Below are 19,567 nucleotides of genomic sequence, written 5' to 3' on the forward strand. Positions count from 1 at the left end.
GCCGGCCGACGCGACCGGCCGACTCACCCGCTCGGGTGTCGCCCCGGCCGCGCGCTCGTGTCCGCGCCGTTCGTCCCGGACTTCGTCGTGATACTTCGGTCATGAGCGCCGCGGACACCCCCGACCGGATGCCCACCCATCCCCCGCACGACGAGGCGATGGGAACGCGGCTGAACTGGTTGCGGGCGGCGGTGCTGGGTGCCAACGACGGGATCGTCTCCACCGCGGGCCTGGTGGTCGGCGTCGCCGGAGCCACCGACGAACGCGCCCAGTTGCTCACCGCCGGACTGGCCGGACTGCTCGCCGGATCGTTGTCGATGGCCGCGGGCGAATACGTCTCGGTGAGCACCCAGCGCGACGCGGAGAGGGCCGCGCTGGTCCAGGAGCGGCGCGAGTTGGCCGACGAACCGGAGGCCGAGCTCGACGAGTTGACCGGCCTGTACCAGGAGTTGGGCCTCACCCGGTCGCTCGCGCGCCAGGTCGCCGAGCAGCTCACCGCCCACGACGCGCTCGCCGCACACGCCCAGGTCGAGCTCAAGATCGACCCGGACGAGCTGACCAACCCGTGGCATGCGGCGGGCGCCAGTTTCCTGGCCTTCACCGCCGGCGCCCTGCTGCCGCTGCTCGCGATGGTGCTGCCGTCCGCCTCGACCCGACTGCCGATCACGGTGGCCGCCGTACTGGTCGCCCTCATGGCGTGCGGCTGGAGCGGGGCCCGATTGGGCGGAGCCCCGGCGACGCGCGCGATCGTGCGCACCACCGCGGGCGGGGCCCTGGCGATGGCGGTCACCTACGGGGTGGGCAGCCTGCTCGGCGCGAGCGGGGTGTGAGCCGGATCACGGACCGGAGCAGAGTCGCCCGATTCGGCGGAAATAAATGCCGGAAATATGTTTAAAGTGGACGCATGAGCCCACTGTTCGACGCCGGCCGGCCCGGCTGCCCCCTGGCCACGGTCGTGGACGCGTACCTGCCCCGGCTCGCGGAGTTCGCCTTCGAACCGGGGCTGGTCGCCGCCGTGGACCAGCACGCGGCGGCGGTGCGCGCCTCGCTCGCGGCGGACGGCGCGGGCCTGATCCCGCGGCAACTGCGGCGCGAGGACCTGGCCGACTACGTGCTCGGCTTCACCGACGTACTGGCCGAAACCGACTGGCGGGAGCCGGTCGGCTACGACTTCGCCGCGTTGCGCCTGACCGCCGTGTGCTGGCTGGTCCGCGAACACGACCTGCTGGGCTGAGCCCTACTCCCGGCGTTCCTCGCGGATCTGCGCGGGCTGCCCGGCGATCGCGTCGCCGCGGCCCTGCTGATAGGCGTTCACGCTGGCCCGGGCGTTGACGGTCTCGCGCTCGGCGACGTCGAGCCAGCGGTCCCAGCGCTGCCGCATCGGCTGGATCAGGCCACCACCGACACCGACGATCAGAATGCCCGCGATGGTGGCGAGCGCGGCGGTGAGCACCGGGCCGGTGACCGCCGTCGCGATACCGGCCTGACCGAGCGCGGCGATCACGCCGAGCGCCACGATGAAGGCCCACACGATGGTGCCGACCATCTTGCCGTACGAGACCCCGCCCAGCGCCGAGCGCACGATGTCGCGCACCGCGCCCGCGATGGCGAACGCGACGACCACGATCACCAGCGCCACGACGGCGCGCGGCAACCACAGCACGATGGCCCGGATCATGTCGCTGATCGGGTTCGGCCCGAAGACCCCGAAGCCCAGTTGCAGCGTCATCAGCAGGATCGCGTAGTAGACGACCTTGGCGATGATCCCGGTCGCGTCGTACTTGGATCCTTCGAGGGTCTTGGCCACCCCGCCGCGTTCGGCCACCTTCTCGAAGCCGACCTTGCGCAGCACTCGATCGACGATCCGCGCGATCACCTTCGCGACGAACCAGCCGATCACCAGGATCACGAGGAACGCGATCAGCTTCGGCACGAAGGTCGCGAAGGACGACCAGGCGTCCGTGAACCCCTTGCTGTAGTCGACCGACAGCGCAAGATTCCGAGTCTGTGTCATGGCGTCCTCTTCACTGAGGTCTCCGCGCGTCACAGTGGTCACGCGCTCTCCCTCAAGTGGTAACACCGAGTGATCACGCCCGCACGCGGGGCCGCACCCTCCTACTCCACAGTGATGACCGACTCGGATTCGGCACCGCACCGAGGACGCACCCGGTCGAACATCCACCCGCATCCGGGATCGGGCATCCGCGTCACCATCGAACAAATCGGCCCGGACTCGTCGAGGACTTCCGTGTTTTCCCCCTCACCGGGCCACCGCCGGCCCGCCGGTCTCGATACCGTCCTCGGAGTCGGTTCGCATCGGACCGTCACCGACAGCCCGTGGAGCGGAGGATTCGTGGCCACCCACTCTCGTGTCATCAGGCTCGTGTCGTCGAGTTCGCGTCCGCAACGCAAGGGCGGCATGAAGTCGACCGCGGTCGCTGCGACCCTGACCCTGACCCTCGCGGGCGCGCTCACCGCGTGTGGAAGCGGCGGCGGCAAGAACTCCGCCAAAAGCGGCTACGCCGAGGTCTGCGCGGACCGCACGCACAACGTGCGCGTCGACGACTTCCGCTGCCTCGGCCGAACCGACCCGACCCTGTCCTGGTATTACGTCCCGCATTCGTGTGGACAGACCCTCACTCCGGCCAGGGGTACGACCCTGCTCGCCGGGCAGGGATCCTTCGATCGCCCGCGCAAGGGCAAAGTGGAACGCGGCGGCTTCGGCTCGTGCCCGTCGAAGAGTTCAAGCTGACGCGGTGTCACATCCGGGGAGGGCTTGAGCCATGCGCCGTATACCCAGCACGCCTCGACCGGGCTGGAAGCCGCTCGTCGAGTCGCAGGGGCTGCTCTATGCGACCTGGCAGGAGGACGACGGCACCGAGGTGCCGTACTGGCACGAAGAGGCGTACTACGAGCTGACCCTCGACGAGGTGGACCGGCTCGAGGACGTCACCGAGGAACTGCACGAGATGTCGGTCTCCGCCGCCCGGCACGTGATCGAGCGCGGCGACCTGACCGCGTTCGGCCTGCCCGACGAGGCCCGCGACTACCTGCGGATCACGCTGGAGGAGGAACACCCGAGCGTCTACGGGCGGTTCGACCTCGCGTGGGGCGGCGACGGCCGCGCGGCCAAGTTGCTCGAATACAACGCGGACACCCCCACCGCGCTGATCGAGGCCTCCCTGGTCCAGTGGTACTGGCTGCGCGACTGCTTCCCGGAGCGCGACCAGTGGAACAGCCTGCACGAGCGGCTGGTCCGCGCGTGGCGGCGGATCAAGCCGTATCTGCGCTCGGAGACGATGCACTTCGCACATGTGGAGGGCACCGAGGACGAGGAGGAGTGGCTGCACACCGCCTACCTCCGCGACACCGCGTCCGAGGCCGGGCTGACCACGATCGGCCTGGAGGTCGCCGAGATCGGCTGGGACAGCGAGCGGCTGCGCTTCGTCGACCTGGAGGAGCGGGGCATCGACACGATGTTCATGCTCTACCCGTGGGAGGACATGCTCGCCGAGCCGTTCGGGAAGCACCTGGTGGCCCATCCCCGTTCGTGCCTGTTCATCGAACCGGCCTGGAAGGCGATCCTGTCCAACAAGGCACTGCTCGCGGTGCTGTGGGAGCTGTACCCCGGCCACCCGAACCTGCTCCCCGCCTTCCTGGACTCGCCGCGCGGCATGGAGTCGTACGTGGCCAAGCCGCTGCACGGTCGCGAGGGCGACGCGATCCGGATCGTCACCCCCGCCGGCGAGCACATCCAGCCCGCCGAGGCGTACGGCGACGAGGGCTGGTGCTTCCAGGAGTACCTGCCGCTGCCCGACTTCGACGGCAACAAGCCCGTGCTCGGCGCATGGGTGGTGGACGGCAAGTCCGCGGGCGTCGGCATCCGCGAGTCCAGCGGCCCGGTCACCGACGGGTACGCCCGCTTCCTGCCGCACGTGATCGACGGCCCGGCCCCGGACGAGGACACCCGGCTCGCCTGGCTCGACGAGGACTGACCGGGCACGACCCCGCGCGCACGGTCACGTTGCTCGCACACAGTCACGAAGGCCGGCGATTCGGCGCGATCGAAATCGCGCCGCGAACGCGCGGATCATCACTCTGCGTATTCAATCGCCGATTTCCGGTCGGGTCCGTCGAATCCACTCCGATGCCCCGATCGTCGGACCCGCACGGCACGAATGGGGTCGGGAACCCGGATCCGCCGAGCCGCCGCGGCGGCGTTCCTCGACCTGACGGCACCGAGACCGGGCCCCGACGGCGCCCACCGGCCTTCCCGAAGCCGCTCGACCCCGGCAGCACCCGGGTGGCCGAGCCGGGTCCCCCACGGCTCGGGTCGCCCGGCGGGAGGCCCTGAGGATCCGCCGGACCCGGGAAAGGTTCGAACCACTGCCGCGGGCAGCCGCGCGGAGCGGCCGCGAACACCTGTGTGACCAAGGTCACTGTTTTGACTGGAAATGGTTTTCATCGACGGCCGGAAATCGACTGTGCATTCTATGTGATATTTTACTGGACGCGGTCATGGATCCCGGGCGAAAACGGCCCGACGGGCCCCGTCCCACCCCGGGCCGACCGTCCCGGACACCGCCCGAAACCACCGCTCGAACCGCAGGCCGGCCCGCGGAGCGGCACCGCGGCGGCCTCGGGCCGGCCGCCCACCGGATCGGCACTCTCCGGGCACGCAAAAGAGTGCTGCACCGGACCCGGCGGGATCCGGTGCAGCACTCAGGGGAAAAGCTTTCGACGCAGCCCTCAGGCTTCGCTGCGCTGCTGCGGAATGCCCGCGAGCAGGGCGCGGACCTCCACCTCGCGGTAGCGACGGTGTCCGCCGAGCGTGCGGATCGACGTGAGCTTGCCGGCCTTGGCCCAGCGCGTCACCGTCTTGGGGTCGACGCGGAACATGCTGGCAACCTCGGCCGGCGTCAGCAGCGGCTCGGCATCAGGCGTACGAGCGGTCATGAGCGGCCTCCTCGGGAGAACCGAACCAACACGGTTCTTTCTTCAAATTCTGCACCTTGACCCACGATGTCCTAAATAGTTCACGAGGGCCAAGTCGGTTATAGGACGAACGGCTTGTCCTTCACAGTACAAGTACACCATCCGTCGCACCCGGTTGGTCAAACCGCCGGAATTGGCATCCCAGGGTTCAAGCCACGCGATCCCGAAGGACCAGGCATAGCGGACAGTCACCCGACTGTGACGATGAGTCACTCGGGCCCGATCGACCCCTCGTGTCCACCCCGTCCCACCAGCAACGAAGTATCCCCGATGACTCGACCCGACCAGACCGACTACATCTGGTTTGTCCTTTTCATCATATACGAACCATTCGCTGGCGTATGCACCTTGTTGTGAGTGGATCTCCAACAACCTGGAGGGCTGGGAGTCCCACAACTCGAACCAGCAGGTTGAGAGGCTTTCAGATCACGGGGTGAGTGAACACGAAAGAGTGACGACGGTCACGCCGAAACTTCATGAAATGCGGACGCTTGCTCAGCTCGCGTGCTCCAGAGCACGTACCGATTGCCAACGCTCCGTAATCCTTCGGTAGGCCGCCGATGCTCGCGCTCCGTCACCGGATCCCAGTGCGGCGATGCCCTCGGCGACGTCCGCGACCGAGTTCTCGGCCGCCGGATCACCCGCCCCGAGCAGTCGCACGAGCCCGCCGTAGTCCAACTCGACCAGCGCGCGCGGGTGGAACTCCTCCAGCCAGCGGCCCACGTTCTCCAGCCCGGTGATCAGCGCACCGTCCTCGACCGTCTCGCGGAGCACCTTCAGCGCCCGGGCGACCCGACGCCGGGCCTGCACCATCGGCGTGCGGTAGTAGAGCTCGCCCGGCCCCGCCGAGGCGTCCTCGGCCGCGGGCACCAGGACCCGCTCCTCCGGGGCGAACAGCACGAACCAGCGCACCGGGACATGCCACGTGCTGCTCTGGATGTGCGGATGCACGTCGGGGTGCGCGGACTTCCACCGCTCGTGCTCCACGTGCGCCTGATCGATCACCATCCGCGGCCAGAACACGTCCAGCACCGTCGCCGGATACTCCCGACGCAACTCGGCCAGCGCCGTCCAGCAGCGCAGCCGGGTCTGCCGCGGGCAGATCACCGTGACGCCGTCCAGGACGTGCACGTAGGCGTCCTCGCTCTCGTGCGGCGGCGCGATCACCGGAGGGGTGGCCAGGAGGTTCTCCAGGCCGCTCCGGTGCTCCTGCGCGGTCAGTCCGGCGGGCGAGGGTGCCTCGGGCGACGCGGGGGTGCCTGCCGGCTGTGTGGCGACGTACGCGGCCCACCGCTCGCGTTCCGGTTCGGGAAACGCGGCAAGCGGCTCGTACACCCGCAGGTACGCCGCATAGGGGGCAACCACCGAAGTCCGCACGAACGAATCTTGGCACGTCGGTCGAGCCCCGACGTGGAGAAGGTCCGACCCGGTGATCCCTCCGGGTTCTAGGCTTGAACGGCCGCGCACATCCGCGCGGTGGACACATCACCACGATCCCATGGAGTCACCACAGTGACCGACAGGATGGATGGCCCCGACGGCACGACGTCGGGCCTGGTGTTCGGCAGGTCGACCGGCCACGAACAGGTCGTCTTCTGCCAGGACCGCGCGAGCGGCCTGCGCGCGATCATCGCGATCTACTCCAGTGCCCTGGGACCCGCCCTCGGCGGCACCAGGTTCCACCCCTACGAGACCGAGGAAGCGGCCGTCGCGGACGTCCTCAACCTCTCCCGCGGCATGGCCTACAAGAACGCCTTGGCCGGACTCGACCACGGCGGCGGCAAGGCCGTGATCATCGGCGACCCCGACCGGGACAAGTCCGAGGTGCTGCTGCGCGCCTACGGGCGGTTCGTCCAGTCGCTGGGCGGTCGCTACATCACCGCCTGCGACGTGGGCACCTACGTCGACGACATGGACGTGGTCGCCAAGGAGTGCGACTACGTCACCGGCCGCTCTCCCGAGAACGGCGGTGCGGGCGACTCGTCCGTGCTGACCGCGTACGGGGTCTTCCAGGGCATGCTGGCGTCCGCCGAGCACCGCTGGGGCACCCCGACGCTGCGCGGACGCCGGGTGGGCGTGGCGGGCGTCGGCAAGGTCGGCCGGCACCTGGTCGGCCATCTGGTCGAGGACGGCGCCTCGGTGGTGATCACCGACGTCGACGAGCGGGCGGTGGCGCACGTGCGCCACCTGCATCCCGAGGTGGACTTCGCAGCCGACACCGACGCCCTGATCCGGCTCTCGGACCTGGACGTGTACGCGCCGTGCGCGCTGGGCGGCGCGCTGAACGACGACACCGTCCCGGTGCTGACCGCGGCCGTGGTCTGCGGCGCGGCCAACAACCAGCTGGCCCATCCCGGCATCGAGAAGGCGCTCGCCGAGCGCGGTGTGCTCTACGCGCCGGACTACGTGGTCAACTCCGGCGGGGTGATCCAGGTCGCCGACGAGCGGCACGGATTCGACTTCGAACGGGCCAAGCGCAAGGCCACGGGCATCCGCGCGACGACCGCGAAGATCTTCGCACTGGCCGACGAGGAGGGGGTGCCACCGGCCGTCGCGGCGGACCGATTGGCCGAGCGGCGCATGGCGGATGTGGGCCGCCTGCGTGACATCTACCTCCAAAGCTGACCGACACGGTATCGTCAGACTCGGCAAAGGACCCCAGATCAGGCCCCTGACCAGCCGGAACAGCACAGCCCGGTCGGGGTCCGAGCCCCGCTGTCACCCATGCGACGTACCGCCCGGCAGCGGAAGCAGGTACCGTTAATCCCCTACGGGCCGGTTCTCAAGTGCCATCGAGCCGACCCTGACTATGAACGCGTGTCAAGACCCGGGGCCGTGAGCCCCGTCGTTGAGGGGGTCGAGCCATGGGGCGCGGCCGGGCCAAGGCCAAGCAGACAAAGGTCGCCCGCCAGCTGAAGTACAACAGCGGCGGTACGGATCTGAGCCGTCTGGCTGAAGAGCTGGGCGCGTCGTCGCCAACCGACTTGCCGATCGGCAAGCCTGAGGTTGACGACGACACGAGTGAAGACGAGTTCGACGACCCCTACGCGGGGTATTCGGCTCGTTACAACGATGACGAGGACGAGGAAGACGACGGCCGATCGCGCCATCGTTGACCCTGCGTTCCTCGTTCTCGAGCACGGGAACGAACGCCCTCTTCAGCCGGGGCGCCCGTGCGCTGTGACACCGCCCGGTCCGGGACCGAGTAGGACGACTACTCGACCCCGGGCCGTTTGGCGTGTTCGCGAACGCGCCCACGGGGGCACCGCCGTCCCGATCCGGGACGACGGCCACCGCCGCGGGTGCTTTCGTCATGCCCGGTGATCGCCGTTGAGTACGGCCCGGCCGGAGCCGGTGACGATGTCGCCGAGGATCCAGGCCGGCACGCCGCGCTCGGCGAGCACCGCCAGCGCCGCGTCGGCCGCGTCCGCGGCGACCACCGCGACCATGCCCACGCCCATGTTCAGCGTCTTCTCCAACTCGGCGCGGGCCACCTGGCCGAGCGCGCCGACCAGGCCGAAGACCGGGGCCGGCGTCCAGGTCGAGCGGTCCAGGCGGGCGTCCAGGTGGGCCGGGAGCACGCGTGCGAGGTTGGCCTCCAGGCCGCCGCCGGTGACGTGCGAGTAGGCGTGCACGTCGGTGCGCCGGGCCAGGTCGAGGCAGTCCAGCGAGTAGATCCGGGTCGGTTCGAGCAGTTCCTCGCCGAGTGTGCGGCCCAGCTCCGGGACGTCCCGGTCCAGGCTCCAGCCGGCGAGCGTGAAGAACACGTGTCGGGCCAGCGAGTAGCCGTTCGAGTGCAGACCGGAGGCGGCCATCGCGATCACCACGTCGCCCGCGCGCACCCGCTCCGCGCCGAGCAGGCCGTCGGCCTCCACGACCCCGGTGCCGGCGCCCGCGACGTCGTACTCGTTCGGGTCGAGCAGGCCGGGGTGCTCGGCCGTCTCGCCGCCGACCAGCGCGCAGCCGGCCAGTACGCAGCCCTCGGCGATGCCCTTGACGATCGCCGCGATGCGCTCGGGGACGACCTTGCCGGTGGCGATGTAGTCGGTCATGAACAGCGGCTCGGCGCCGCACACGACCAGGTCGTCGACAACCATGCCGACCAGGTCGTGGCCGATCGTGTCGTGCTTGTCCATCGCCTGCGCGATGGCGACCTTGGTTCCCACCCCGTCCGTCGCGGTGGCCAGCAGGGGGCGCTCGTACCGCTTGAACGCGGACACGTCGAACAGGCCCGCGAAGCCGCCCAGGCCGCCGACGACCTCGGGCCGGGTGGCCTTGCCGACCCATTGCTTCATGAGTTCGACGGCGCGGTCACCGGCCTCGATGTCGACGCCGGCCGCGGCGTAGGTCGCGGTGCTGGGGGTGGGGGTGGACTGGTCGCTCACGGCGGCGGCCCTTTCGGGTCGGGTCGGTGGATCTCCTCGGACGCCCCGCCGCGCCCCCGGGTGGGGGACACGACGCGGCGATCCGAAGAAGAGAACTCGGGGACTCGGCTGATCAGGGACGGCGGAGCGCGTCCTCGGCCCCGCCGCCGCCGAGGAGGGCCTGCACGCCGTCCACGTCGGTGCGGACGGTCTGCTCGATGCCTTCGAGGAGGTGCTTGCCCAGCCGCTCGGGGTCGGGCAGTTCGATCGGGTATTCCCCGTCGAAGCAGGCCCGGCACAGCCGGTCCTTGGGGATGGTGGTCGCCTCGACCATCGCGTCGATCGAGATGTAGGCGAGCGAGTCGGCCCCGAGGGACTTGGCGATCTCGTCGACCGAGAGACCGTTGGCGATCAGCTCGGCCCGGGTGGCGAAGTCGATGCCGAAGAAGCACGGCCACTTCACCGGCGGCGAGGAGATCCGCACGTGCACCTCGGCCGCGCCGGCCTCGCGCAACATGCGCACCAGCGCACGCTGGGTGTTGCCGCGCACGATCGAGTCGTCGACGACGACCAGTCGCTTGCCCTGGATGACCTCGCGCAGCGGATTGAGCTTGAGCCGGATGCCCAATTGCCGGATGGTCTGGCTGGGCTGGATGAAGGTCCGACCCACATAGGAGTTCTTGACCAGGCCGTTTCCGTACGGAATGCCGGACTGCTCGGCGTAGCCGATCGCGGCCGGGGTGCCCGACTCCGGGGTCGGCATGACCAGGTCGGCGTCGACCGGGAACTCCTGGGCCAGCCGGCGGCCCATCTCGACCCGGGACGCGTAGACGCCGCGGCCGGCGATCGTGGTGTCCGGGCGGGCCAGGTAGACGTATTCGAAGACGCAGCCCTTGGGCTTGGCCTCGGCGAAGCGTCGGGTGCGCAGGCCGTGCTCGTCGACCGCGATCAGCTCGCCCGGCTCGATCTCGCGAATGAACGAGGCACCGACGATGTCCAGGGCGGCGGTCTCGCTCGCGACCACCCAGCCGCGTTCCAGCCGACCGAGCACGAGGGGCCGGATGCCCTGGGGATCGCGCGCGGCGTAGAGCGTGGTCTCGTCCATGAAGACCAGCGAGAAGGCGCCCTTGACCTCGGGCAACACCTGCATCGCGGTCTGTTCCAGGGACAGGTCCGGGCTGCCGGCCAGGAGCGTGGTCAGCAGATCGGTGTCGCTGCTGGCCTCGATCCGGCCCTGGTAGGGATAGTTCAGTTCGCCGCGATCGGGGCCCTGCTCGGCGACCAGACGGGACAGCTCACCCGTGTTGGTGAGGTTTCCGTTGTGGCCGAGCGCGATGCTGCCGGTCGCGGTGGCCCGGAAGGTCGGCTGGGCGTTCTCCCAGACCGACGAACCGGTGGTCGAGTAGCGGGCATGGCCGACGGCCATGTGCCCGCGAAGTGAGCCCAGGGTGGTTTCGTCGAAGACCTGGGAGACCAGGCCCATGTCCTTGAAGACCAGGATCTGGGATCCGTTGCTCACAGCTATGCCGGCGGATTCCGTTCCGCGGTGCTGCAATGCGTAGAGACCGAAGTAGGTGAGTTTTGCGACCTCTTCGCCGGGGGCCCAAACGCCGAAGACGCCGCAGGCATCCTGCGGGCCCTTCTCGCCGGGGAAGAGATCGTGGTTGAGTCGTCCATCGCCACGTGGCACGTGATCGAGTCTACGACAGCGCCGGATCCGTCGCGGTTCACCCCATCAGTGGCAGGTATCCGGACAAGTCGCTACGTTCGCCACTGGCCAGCACCCGGCCGTCCTCGACCGCGTCCGCCCAGGTCAGGCGGCCGGTGGCGAGGCGGATCCAGGTCCTTGGGTCGGTCTCGACCACGTTGGGCGGAACGCCCCGAGTGTGCCGGGGGCCTGTGACGCACTGCACTACGGCGAACGGCGGGACGCGGACCTCGACCGAGTGCCCGGGCACCCGGGTCGCCAGCGCGTCGGCCAGCGCCCGGACCACGGTGCCCAGCGCCTGCCGGTCGTGCGGGAACGGTTCGCCGGTGGCGCGTTCGAGGTCGTCCGCGTGCACGACGCCCTCGACCAGGCGGGTCACGAGCATGTCGGCGACCCGCATCGGGCCGATCCGGGTGACGGTGACCCGGGTGTCCGGGACGCCGTCGAGGGCGGCGATCGCGGCGTCCGCGTAGTCGGCGGGGGTGTGGCCGGCCTCGGCCATCTCGTCGGCGATGGAGGAGACCACGGCGGCGTACGCGGAGGTGCCGTTCGCCCACTGTTCGACGGTGATCACCGGGCCGGTCGGGGCGGGCTCGGCGAGCCAACGCGGTACCGCCTGGATGCTCGCGGCCAGGTGCCCGACCAGGTTGGCGGTGGACCAGCCGGTCAGGCCGGAGGGAGCGGCCAGTTGGGCCGGGGTCAGCCGGGCCGTGACGTCCACGATCGCGCGCCACTGCGCGATCAGGGCGGCACGAACCTTGACCGGATCGACCTTGCGAGGGCGGGGGGCGGCGGGGCGGCTCGTCATGGGTGCAGATTAGAGCGCGCGACCGACCGCGGGTAGCCGATTCGTTTCTGCACAGATTCGGCTCCGGGCCGCCCGAGCCGTCCGCCGAATCGTGACGCTGGGCACATGAGCAATTACGGGGATCCCGGCCGGGTCGACACCATCGCGGCCGAGTTGGCGGCGGCGAGCGAGCGGGTGCGGCCCGGGCCGATCATCGCGACCGATTGGCAGGGCGGCGCGGCGGACGCCTTCGCGGTGCGCGCGCAGACGTGGCGGCGGGAGTGCGCGGCGACGGAACCGGCCGTGCTCGCGGTGGTCGAGGCGCTGCGGGCGCACGCGGCGGCGATGCGGGCCGCGCTCGCCCGGATCGCGGCCAACGAGCGGGCCGCCCGGGAGGCGGCCGGGGCCGGCCCGCACGAGCAGTTTCCGGCCGACGGCAGCGCGGCCTGGTTGGACGAGCGGTGGGCACCGCGGTGACCGGCGGGTTCAGCGCGACGCCGGGTGCGCTGGTGGCGCTCGCGGGCCGGCTGCGCGCGGTCGCCGGCGAGGTGTGGGCGCTGCGCGAGCGCGTCGCGGCCGTCGATGTGGCGACGAGTCGGCCGCTGGCTCCGCAGACCTTCGAGGCGGTGCGCGCCCGGCTGCGCGAGGCGGTGGAGACGCTGGACCGGGCCGAGCGCACCGGGGTGGATCTGGCCGACCGGTTGGTCGAGAACGCGCGGGCGTACGCGGAGGTGGACGCGGTCGCGGCGACCCGTCTGCTCGACCTGGCCGCGCCGGCCACCGTTGCGCCGCCCCCGGCCGCTGCCTCGGTCCGCGTCGCCGAGCCGCCGTTCGCGCTGCCCGAGGCGTACGACGGACCGGTCACGGTCCGGCCGATCGGTCGCGGCGCGGGCATCGCCCGGGTCACACCGGTCGCATCGGTCACACCCGTGGCGCCGGTCGCATCGGCCGCACCCGAGCCACCGGTCGCCGCGGCGACCCCGGACGGGGACGAGATCGTGTCCCGGGCGAAGCGGTGGGCCGACCTGCGGCTGGGCTACAGCATGAGCGGACTGCACGACGGCTACCGCACGGACTGTTCGGGGCTGGTCTCGATGGCGTGGGGACTGCCGCCGCCGGGGCTGACCACGGTGACCCTGCCGCAGGTGTCCCACCCGATCGGCCGGGACGACCTGCGGCCCGGCGACATCCTGCTGAACACCGCCCCGGGGGCGGCCGGACACACGCTGATCTTCGCGGGCTGGGCGGACGCGGCGCACACGAGCTACTTCGCGTACGAGGAGAGCGCCTCGAAGGGCGCGCACCACGCCACCGTGCCCTACCCGTACTGGCCCGGCCACGGAACGTTCCGGCCGTACCGGTTGGGGACGTAGTGGCCGCGGAAGCACCGCGGGGCGGGGGTGGGGCGATGCGCCTCGGGACGAGGTCCGGCACGCGAGTGGGCACGGGCCCCGCCGCCGCACGGCGCCCGGTCCCCGTCGCGGTGATCGTGCGCAGGACGCTGCTGCTGGGACCTGCCCTCGTGGCGTTGCCCACGTGGCGGATCGCGGCGGCCAACCCGTGGAACCTGGACGTGTTCGACCGAGGGATCCTGATCGGCGGAGTGGTTCCGGCCGCGTTCGGGTTCTGCCTGATCGGGATCGAGGTCGCGCTCACATTCCGCGGCCTCCTGGTCCGCGTGGCGGCACTCGGCCTCGCGTTCGTGGCCGGGCTGGTGATGGCCCTCGGCACCGTGGTCGCCGTGCTCACCCGGGACGACCGCCCGGCCGGAGAGGTCGTGGCGGTATCGCCGGACGGCCGGATCCGAGCGGTGCGGGTGGACGAATCGGCCTCGTACACGATCGAACCGAGCTACGACCTGGACATCCGTCTGAGTGCCGGGCTGAGCCGGAGCACGAGCGTCCTGAGCCAGTGCGAGAGCCGCAGGGCGACGATCACGAGCGTGCGATTCCTCGACAACCGCACGCTGGAGTACACCCCGTCGCAGGGGGCGCCGATGCGAGTGAGCTTCGATCGGAACCTGAACGCCGAGGAGCAGAAGTGCCCGTGAGGGGTGCACGAGGCACCCCGCACGGGCACAGGATGTCGCCGATCAGCCGAACAGACCCTCGAGGGTCCCCTCGTGGGCGGTACGCACCTCGCTCAGCGCCACCGCGAAGTGGCCCTGGAAGTCGAGCGTGTCGCCGTCGACCACGCCGATCCGGGCGCAGGGCAGACCGCGCACCTTGCACATGTCGCTGAAGCGCAGTTCCTCGCTCCGCGGCACCGCGACGATCGCCCGGCCCGCCGACTCGCTGAACAACGCGACCGTCGGGTCGAGGTTCTCGGCCAGCACGACCCGGGCGCCGTGGCCACCGGCCAGGCACGCCTCGACCAGCGCCTGGGCCAGGCCGCCGTCGGCGAGGTCGTGCGCGGCGTCGATCATGCCGTCCCGCGAACCCGCGATCAGGATCTCGGCGAGCAGCCGCTCGCGCTCCAGGTCGACCCTCGGCGGCAGGCCGCCGAGGTGGTCGTGGGCCACCTGCGCCCAGGCCGAGCCGGAGAGCTCCTCGTGCGTGTCGCCCAGGAGCAGGATGATCTGCCCCTCCTCGGCGAAGCCGATCGGCGTGCGCCGCTCGACGTCGTCGATCACGCCCAGCACGCCGACCACCGGCGTCGGGTGGATCGCCGTCTCGCCGGTCTGGTTGTAGAACGACACGTTGCCGCCGGTCACCGGCGTGCCCAGGATCTGACACGCGTCCGCGAGACCACGCGTGGTCTCGGCGAACTGCCACATCACCGCCGGGTCCTCGGGCGAGCCGAAGTTCAGGCAGTCGGTGACGGCCAGCGGCTTGGCACCGGTGGTGGCCACGTTGCGGTAGGCCTCGGCCAGCGCGAGCTGTGCGCCGGCGTACGGGTCCAGCTTGCAGAAGCGGCCGTTGCCGTCGGTGGCGAGCGCGACGCCCAGGCCGGTCTCCTCGTCGATCCGGACCATGCCGGAGTCCTCCGGCTGGGCCAGCACGGTGTTGCCGAGCACGTACCGGTCGTACTGCGCGGTGACCCACGACTTGTCCGCCAGGTTCGGCGACGCGACGACCTTCAGCAGGGTGGCCTTGAGCTCCTCGGCCGTGCCCGGGCGCGGCAGCCGCTCGGCGGCGTCCGCCTGGAGCGTGTCCTGCCACTGCGGGCGGGCGTACGGGCGCTCGTAGACGGGGCCCTCGTGCGCGACCGTGCGCGGCGGCACGTCGACGATCTGCTCGCCGTGCCAGTAGATCTCCAGCCGGTCGCCCTCGGTGACCTCGCCGACGACGGTGGCGATCACGTCCCACTTGTCGCAGATCTCCATGAAGCGGGCCACGTGGGCCGGCTCCACGACCGCGCACATGCGCTCCTGCGACTCGCTCATCAGGATCTCTTCGGGCGAGAGCGTGTGGTCGCGCAGCGGAACGGTGTCCAGCTCGACCCGCATGCCGCCGGAACCGGCCGAGGCCAGCTCGGAGGTGGCGCAGGACAGGCCCGCGCCGCCGAGGTCCTGGATGCCCGCGACCAAGTGCTCGCGGAACAGCTCCAGGGTGCACTCGATCAGCAGCTTCTCCTGGAACGGGTCGCCGACCTGGACGGCCGGGCGCTTGGCCGGGCCGGACCCACCACCGTCGTTTTCGGTGAAGGTCTCCGAGGCCAGGACCGAGACGCCGCCGATTCCGTCGCCGCCGGTGCGGGCGCCGTACAGGATCACCAGGTTGCCCGCGCCGGACGCCTGCGCGAGGTGGATGTCCTCGTGCTTCATCACGCCCACGCACAGGGCGTTGACCAGCGGGTTGCCCTGGTAACAGGGGTCGAAGACGATCTCGCCGCCGATGTTGGGCAGGCCCAGGCAGTTGCCGTAGCCGCCAATGCCCGCGACCACGCCGGGCAACACGCGCCGGGTGTCGGGGTGCTCGGCCGCACCGAACCGCAGCGGGTCCATCACCGCGACCGGGCGGGCGCCCATCGCCAGAATGTCGCGCACGATGCCACCGATGCCGGTCGCGGCGCCCTGGTAGGGCTCCACGTAGGAGGGGTGGTTGTGCGACTCGACCTTGAAGGTCACCGCGTAGCCCTGGCCGACGTCGACGACGCCGGCGTTCTCGCCGATGCCCACGAGCATCGCGTCGTTCTCGGGCATCTTGTCGCCGAACTGGCGCAGGTGCACCTTGCTCGACTTGTACGAGCAGTGCTCGGACCACATCACCGAGTACATCGCCAGTTCGGACGACGTCGGCCGGCGGCCGAGGATCTCCCGGATGCGCGCGTACTCGTCCGGCTTGAGGCCGAGTTCGGCGAAGGGCTGCTCGACCTCGGGGTGGTCGAGCGCGTTCTTGACGGTGTCCAGGCTCATCAGGCGTTCACCAGGCGCTTCAGGATCGAGGTGAAGAACGGGAGGCCCTCGGTCGTCGGACCGGTCAGCGGCTCGACCGCGTGCTCGGGGTGCGGCATCAGACCGACCACGTTTCCGGCGGCGTTGCTGATGCCGGCGATGTCGCGACGCGATCCGTTCGGGTTGACGTCGAGGTATCGCGCGATCACGCGGCCCTCGGCCTCCAACATGTCCAAGGTGCGCTCGTCGGCGACGAAACCGCCTTCACCGTTCTTGAGCGGAACGGTGATCTCCTGCCCCTGCGCGAAGTCCGACGTCCATGCGCTGGACACGTTCTCGATGCGCAACTTTTGGTCACGGCAGATGAAGTGCAGGTGGTCGTTGCGGGTGAGCGCGCCCGGCAGCAGGTGGGATTCGCAAAGAATTTGGAAACCGTTGCAGATGCCCAATACCGGAAGGCCGGCCTGGGCCTGCTCGATCACCGATTCCATGACCGGCGAGAAGCGCGAGATCGCGCCGCAACGCAGGTAGTCGCCGTACGAGAATCCACCGGGCAGCACGACCGCGTCGACCTGCTGGAGGTTCTTGTCCTTGTGCCACAGCGCGACCGGCTCGGCACCGGCGATACGGACCGCGCGCCGGGCGTCGCGGTCGTCGAGCGAGCCGGGGAAGGTGACGACGCCGACGCGGATCGTCACTTCCCCTCCTCCGCCTCGACGCGGACCACGAAGTCCTCGATCACGGTGTTGGCGAGGAACGACTCGGCGGCTTCGCGGATGCGGGCGAGGGCGGCCTCGTCGACCGGTCCCTCCAGCTCCAGTTCGAAACGCTTGCCTTGGCGGACGTCGGTGATTCCGTCGAATCCCAGACGCGGCAGCGCGCGCTGCACGGCCTGTCCCTGGGGATCGAGGATTTCCGGCTTGAGCATGACGTCGACGACGACGCGTGCCACAGGCACTCCCACTGTGATGGTTCGGGCCGGTCCGTATCCGGGATACGGGGGTTCGGACCCTGCTGCTGGATCGGGTCGGTCGACGCCGGGACCCGATGGATCGGCGGTATCAGGGTACCGGCCGCCTCCGGGGGACCGCCCCGACGCCAAGTTATCCACAGCTTTGGGGTTGTCCACAGGCAGGTTCGGCGGGTCTCGATGTCAATAAATCGCCTCGAAACGGGCAATGCGCCCTACCTCGCCCCACGCGACCGCGGATGCGGCCGAATGTTGTCCACAGCCTGTGGATCCCTGCTCGACCGACGGACGGACACGCCCACCCACGCGCGGCGAGAGGAATATCTCGCGTATCGTGAAAACGAATCGCCGACCGGTAAATTAGCGCCTACCGAACCGAAGAACAGCGGACCACACCGCAACGGTTCGCGTTTAGCGCTTAGAATCGGCAATGTAGTTTTGTTTTTCGCCTCGGTGCTATCACCCGAGAGGACACCGCCATGGCCCAACGTGTAGTCGTCAGCCTGCACGACGACATCGACGGAAGCGAGGCCACGGAAACCATCCGTTTCGGCCTCGACGGCAAGTCGTATGAAATCGACCTTTCGGAAGAGCACGTTCAGCAGATGCGGGATGCCCTGGCTCCTTATCTCGCGGTCGCGCGGCGAACCGCGCGCACGGGAAAGCCGTTCCGTCAGACCACCGTCACCTCCGACCCGGCGGCGGTGCGGGCCTGGGCCCGGGCACGCGGCATGGACGTGCCCGCCCGCGGGCGCATCCCGGCCCGCGTGTACGCGGAATTCGAGGCCGCCAACATCGCCAACTGACGGCACCACCCTCCCGGCATCCGGCGCGATCCACGTCCGGCCCGGCCTTCCGGCCCCCGTCCTGCGTCAGTCGGCAGGACGGGGGCCGGAACCCCGCAGAAGAACTTTTCCGGCAAAGCCGGACATCTGTAGCGATCCGACTCCGGAGCGTACTTGGCACCCCCGGGGGTCCTATAGAGTTCTCTTGCACCCGGGAAACCGGGGAACACACGCAGGCGTAGCTCAGTGGTAGAGCGCCCCCTTTCCAAGGGGGAGACGCAGTGTTCGATTCCTGTCGCCTGCTCTGCTCGGCCCCTCGAACCGAGGTTGGTGGCAACCACCTCCGCGGATCGGGTAGGGTTGGGGACACAACGCGGGGCCGAAACCCCGGGTCGTGCGGACGTGGCTCAGTTGGTAGAGCATCACCTTGCCAAGGTGAGGGTCGCGAGTTCGAATCTCGTCGTCCGCTCCATGAGAAGGCCGGATCACCCAGGTGATCCGGCCTTCTTGCTGTGCGCATAGGGCAGGTGCGGCAGGTCCCGGGCCCGGCCGTAGACGGCCGGCGTGGGGCACCGCGGGTGTGCCGGAAAACACGACACCGCCGGGCCCCGGCAGGGAGCCCGGCGGTGATCGGGTGCGGTGCTCAGGCCCAGCGGCGGCCGGTCAGCCGCTCGTACGCCTCGACGTACTTCTCGTGCGTACGCCGGACGACCTCATCGGGCAGGGCCGGCGGCGGGGTGTCCGCCGCGCGGTCCCAGCCGGACTCGGGCGAGGCCAGCCAGTCGCGCACGTACTGCTTGTCGAAGGACGGCTGGGCGTGCCCGGGCTCCCATTCGTCGGCGGGCCAAAAGCGCGACGAGTCGGGCGTGAGCACCTCGTCGGCCAGCACGAGCCGGCCCTCCGGGTCGAAGCCGAACTCGAACTTGGTGTCGGCCAGGATGATCCCGCGCTCGCGGGCGATGTCCCGGGCCCGGCCGTAGACGGCCAGCGTGGCCTGGCGCAGCGTGGTGGCCAGCTCGGCGCCGTGGTGCTCGACGATGTAGTCGTACGACACGTTCTCGTCGTGCTCGCCGACCTCGGCCTTGGTGGCCGGGGTGAAGATCGGCGCGGGCAGTTCGGAGCCGTCGGTCAGGCCCTCGGGCAGCGTGATCCCGCACACCGTGCGCGAGTCGCGGTATTCCACCAGGCCGGACCCGGTCAGGTAGCCGCGCGCGACGCACTCGACCGGCACCATGTCCAGGCGCCGGCACACCAGCGCACGGCCGGCCCAGTCGGCGGGGGCACCGGCCGGGACGTCGGTGGAGATCACGTGGTTGGGATACAGGTCCGCGAGCAGTTCGAACCACCACAGCGACATGCTGGTGAGGATCCGGCCCTTCTCCGGGATCTCCGGGTCCAGGACCCAGTCGAAGGCCGACATCCGGTTGCTCGCCACCATCACGAGGTTGCCCTCGGTGTCGGTGTACAGATCACGCACTTTGCCGGTGTGGATGTGGGTCAGGCCGGGAACCTCGACCGGCTCGGGCTTGGTGACGAATCCGCTCACTGAAACCAGCACTTTCTCGGGTCGTGGGCTCGCCGCATCTGCGCCGGGGCGAGGCGAGGCGAGTCTTTCACGACCC

General features: G+C 70.1%; 20 protein-coding genes and 2 tRNA genes. 12 read left to right on the forward strand and 10 right to left on the reverse strand.

Going from position 1 to position 19,567, the window contains the following annotated elements:
• The first annotated feature begins 101 nt into the window (after nucleotides 1-101).
• Together ACZOOI_RS13045 and ACZOOI_RS13050 are read left to right on the forward strand one after the other, a co-directional pair.
• The gene (locus ACZOOI_RS13045; protein WP_465280809.1) at nucleotides 102-830 is read left to right on the forward strand and encodes a VIT1/CCC1 transporter family protein; all 729 of its coding nucleotides are present in this window, start codon (nucleotides 102-104) and stop codon (nucleotides 828-830) included.
• Between the two features lie 74 nt (nucleotides 831-904).
• Nucleotides 905-1,234: a DUF6401 family natural product biosynthesis protein gene (locus ACZOOI_RS13050; RefSeq protein WP_465280810.1), complete on the forward strand. Its 330-nt coding sequence runs from the start codon at nucleotides 905-907 to the stop codon at nucleotides 1,232-1,234.
• A 3-nt stretch (nucleotides 1,235-1,237) separates the two neighbouring features.
• Here ACZOOI_RS13050 and ACZOOI_RS13055 read toward each other — a convergent pair whose 3' ends face one another.
• A complete protein-coding gene (locus tag ACZOOI_RS13055; RefSeq protein WP_465280811.1) occupies nucleotides 1,238-2,014 on the reverse strand; it encodes a mechanosensitive ion channel family protein in 777 nt (258 codons plus the stop codon).
• Between the two features lie 369 nt (nucleotides 2,015-2,383).
• Between ACZOOI_RS13055 and ACZOOI_RS13060 the strand changes: the two genes are divergently transcribed.
• Nucleotides 2,384-2,752, forward strand: a complete 369-nt coding sequence (locus ACZOOI_RS13060; protein WP_465280812.1) for a hypothetical protein — start codon at nucleotides 2,384-2,386, stop codon at nucleotides 2,750-2,752.
• A gap of 31 nt (nucleotides 2,753-2,783) precedes the next feature.
• Nucleotides 2,784-3,995, forward strand: a complete 1,212-nt coding sequence (locus ACZOOI_RS13065; RefSeq protein WP_465280813.1) for a glutathionylspermidine synthase family protein — start codon at nucleotides 2,784-2,786, stop codon at nucleotides 3,993-3,995.
• A gap of 754 nt (nucleotides 3,996-4,749) precedes the next feature.
• Here the strand turns inward: ACZOOI_RS13065 and bldC are convergent.
• Nucleotides 4,750-4,956: a developmental transcriptional regulator BldC gene (bldC, locus tag ACZOOI_RS13070; RefSeq protein WP_020555617.1), complete on the reverse strand. Its 207-nt coding sequence runs from the start codon at nucleotides 4,954-4,956 to the stop codon at nucleotides 4,750-4,752.
• Between the two features lie 534 nt (nucleotides 4,957-5,490).
• Nucleotides 5,491-6,372: a DUF8083 family protein gene (locus ACZOOI_RS13075; protein ID WP_465280814.1), complete on the reverse strand. Its 882-nt coding sequence runs from the start codon at nucleotides 6,370-6,372 to the stop codon at nucleotides 5,491-5,493.
• A gap of 147 nt (nucleotides 6,373-6,519) precedes the next feature.
• On the opposite strand from ACZOOI_RS13075, the gene ACZOOI_RS13080 reads away from it, so the two are divergent.
• Together ACZOOI_RS13080 and ACZOOI_RS13085 are read left to right on the forward strand one after the other, a co-directional pair.
• Complete coding sequence (locus ACZOOI_RS13080) at nucleotides 6,520-7,620, forward strand: Leu/Phe/Val dehydrogenase (protein ID WP_465281179.1); 1,101 nt, start codon at nucleotides 6,520-6,522, stop codon at nucleotides 7,618-7,620.
• Nucleotides 7,621-7,859: 239 nt separating this feature from the next.
• Nucleotides 7,860-8,111 (forward strand): DUF3073 domain-containing protein, encoded by a 252-nt coding sequence (locus tag ACZOOI_RS13085; RefSeq protein ID WP_020555620.1) that lies wholly within the window; start codon nucleotides 7,860-7,862, stop codon nucleotides 8,109-8,111.
• A 195-nt stretch (nucleotides 8,112-8,306) separates the two neighbouring features.
• Here ACZOOI_RS13085 and purM read toward each other — a convergent pair whose 3' ends face one another.
• The 3 genes from purM to ACZOOI_RS13100 all read right to left on the reverse strand — a co-directional run bounded on the left by purM (nucleotide 8,307) and on the right by ACZOOI_RS13100 (nucleotide 11,875).
• The gene (gene purM, locus ACZOOI_RS13090) at nucleotides 8,307-9,380 is read right to left on the reverse strand and encodes a phosphoribosylformylglycinamidine cyclo-ligase (RefSeq protein WP_465280815.1); all 1,074 of its coding nucleotides are present in this window, start codon (nucleotides 9,378-9,380) and stop codon (nucleotides 8,307-8,309) included.
• Between the two features lie 112 nt (nucleotides 9,381-9,492).
• A complete protein-coding gene (gene purF, locus ACZOOI_RS13095; protein ID WP_465280816.1) occupies nucleotides 9,493-11,049 on the reverse strand; it encodes an amidophosphoribosyltransferase in 1,557 nt (518 codons plus the stop codon).
• 37 nt (nucleotides 11,050-11,086) lie between these two features.
• Complete coding sequence (locus tag ACZOOI_RS13100) at nucleotides 11,087-11,875, reverse strand: maleylpyruvate isomerase family mycothiol-dependent enzyme (RefSeq protein WP_465280817.1); 789 nt, start codon at nucleotides 11,873-11,875, stop codon at nucleotides 11,087-11,089.
• 105 nt (nucleotides 11,876-11,980) lie between these two features.
• Here ACZOOI_RS13100 and ACZOOI_RS13105 point away from each other — a divergent pair, with 105 nt between their 5' ends.
• The 3 genes from ACZOOI_RS13105 to ACZOOI_RS13115 all read left to right on the forward strand — a co-directional run bounded on the left by ACZOOI_RS13105 (nucleotide 11,981) and on the right by ACZOOI_RS13115 (nucleotide 13,904).
• Nucleotides 11,981-12,331, forward strand: a complete 351-nt coding sequence (locus tag ACZOOI_RS13105) for a hypothetical protein (RefSeq protein WP_465280818.1) — start codon at nucleotides 11,981-11,983, stop codon at nucleotides 12,329-12,331.
• Nucleotides 12,316-13,227: a hypothetical protein gene (locus ACZOOI_RS13110; protein WP_465280819.1), complete on the forward strand. Its 912-nt coding sequence runs from the start codon at nucleotides 12,316-12,318 to the stop codon at nucleotides 13,225-13,227. The genes ACZOOI_RS13105 and ACZOOI_RS13110 overlap by 16 nt, the downstream gene beginning before the upstream one ends.
• 65 nt (nucleotides 13,228-13,292) lie before the next feature.
• Entirely contained in the window at nucleotides 13,293-13,904 is a 612-nt protein-coding gene (locus ACZOOI_RS13115) for a hypothetical protein (RefSeq protein WP_465280820.1), read from the forward strand.
• Between the two features lie 42 nt (nucleotides 13,905-13,946).
• Here the strand turns inward: ACZOOI_RS13115 and purL are convergent, their stop codons facing one another.
• The 3 genes from purL to purS are packed head-to-tail and all read right to left on the reverse strand — an operon-like array spanning nucleotide 13,947 to nucleotide 17,142.
• Nucleotides 13,947-16,211 carry a phosphoribosylformylglycinamidine synthase subunit PurL gene (purL, locus tag ACZOOI_RS13120; protein WP_465280821.1) on the reverse strand — a complete coding sequence of 755 codons (2,265 nt, stop codon included), beginning with the start codon at nucleotides 16,209-16,211 and terminating at the stop codon, nucleotides 13,947-13,949.
• On the reverse strand, nucleotides 16,211-16,888 hold the full coding sequence (gene purQ / locus ACZOOI_RS13125) for a phosphoribosylformylglycinamidine synthase subunit PurQ (protein ID WP_391589183.1): 678 nt from the start codon (nucleotides 16,886-16,888) through the stop codon (nucleotides 16,211-16,213). Before purQ ends, purL begins: the two co-directional genes overlap by 1 nt.
• Nucleotides 16,885-17,142: a phosphoribosylformylglycinamidine synthase subunit PurS gene (gene purS, locus ACZOOI_RS13130; RefSeq protein WP_391589184.1), complete on the reverse strand. Its 258-nt coding sequence runs from the start codon at nucleotides 17,140-17,142 to the stop codon at nucleotides 16,885-16,887. Before purS ends, purQ begins: the two co-directional genes overlap by 4 nt.
• A gap of 497 nt (nucleotides 17,143-17,639) precedes the next feature.
• On the opposite strand from purS, the gene ACZOOI_RS13135 reads away from it, so the two are divergent.
• The 3 genes from ACZOOI_RS13135 (at nucleotide 17,640) to ACZOOI_RS13145 (ending at nucleotide 18,417) form a co-directional block, all read left to right on the forward strand.
• The gene (locus ACZOOI_RS13135; protein WP_465280822.1) at nucleotides 17,640-17,966 is read left to right on the forward strand and encodes a histone-like nucleoid-structuring protein Lsr2; all 327 of its coding nucleotides are present in this window, start codon (nucleotides 17,640-17,642) and stop codon (nucleotides 17,964-17,966) included.
• A 211-nt stretch (nucleotides 17,967-18,177) separates the two neighbouring features.
• Nucleotides 18,178-18,249: transfer RNA gene (locus ACZOOI_RS13140), tRNA-Gly, on the forward strand.
• Between the two features lie 92 nt (nucleotides 18,250-18,341).
• Nucleotides 18,342-18,417: transfer RNA gene (locus tag ACZOOI_RS13145), tRNA-Gly, on the forward strand.
• Between the two features lie 171 nt (nucleotides 18,418-18,588).
• On the opposite strand, the gene ACZOOI_RS13150 is transcribed toward ACZOOI_RS13145, so the two are convergent.
• Complete coding sequence (locus tag ACZOOI_RS13150; RefSeq protein WP_465280823.1) at nucleotides 18,589-19,491, reverse strand: phosphoribosylaminoimidazolesuccinocarboxamide synthase; 903 nt, start codon at nucleotides 19,489-19,491, stop codon at nucleotides 18,589-18,591.
• Nucleotides 19,492-19,567: the final 76 nt, after the last annotated feature.

The organism is Embleya sp. L77 (assembly GCF_055557415.1).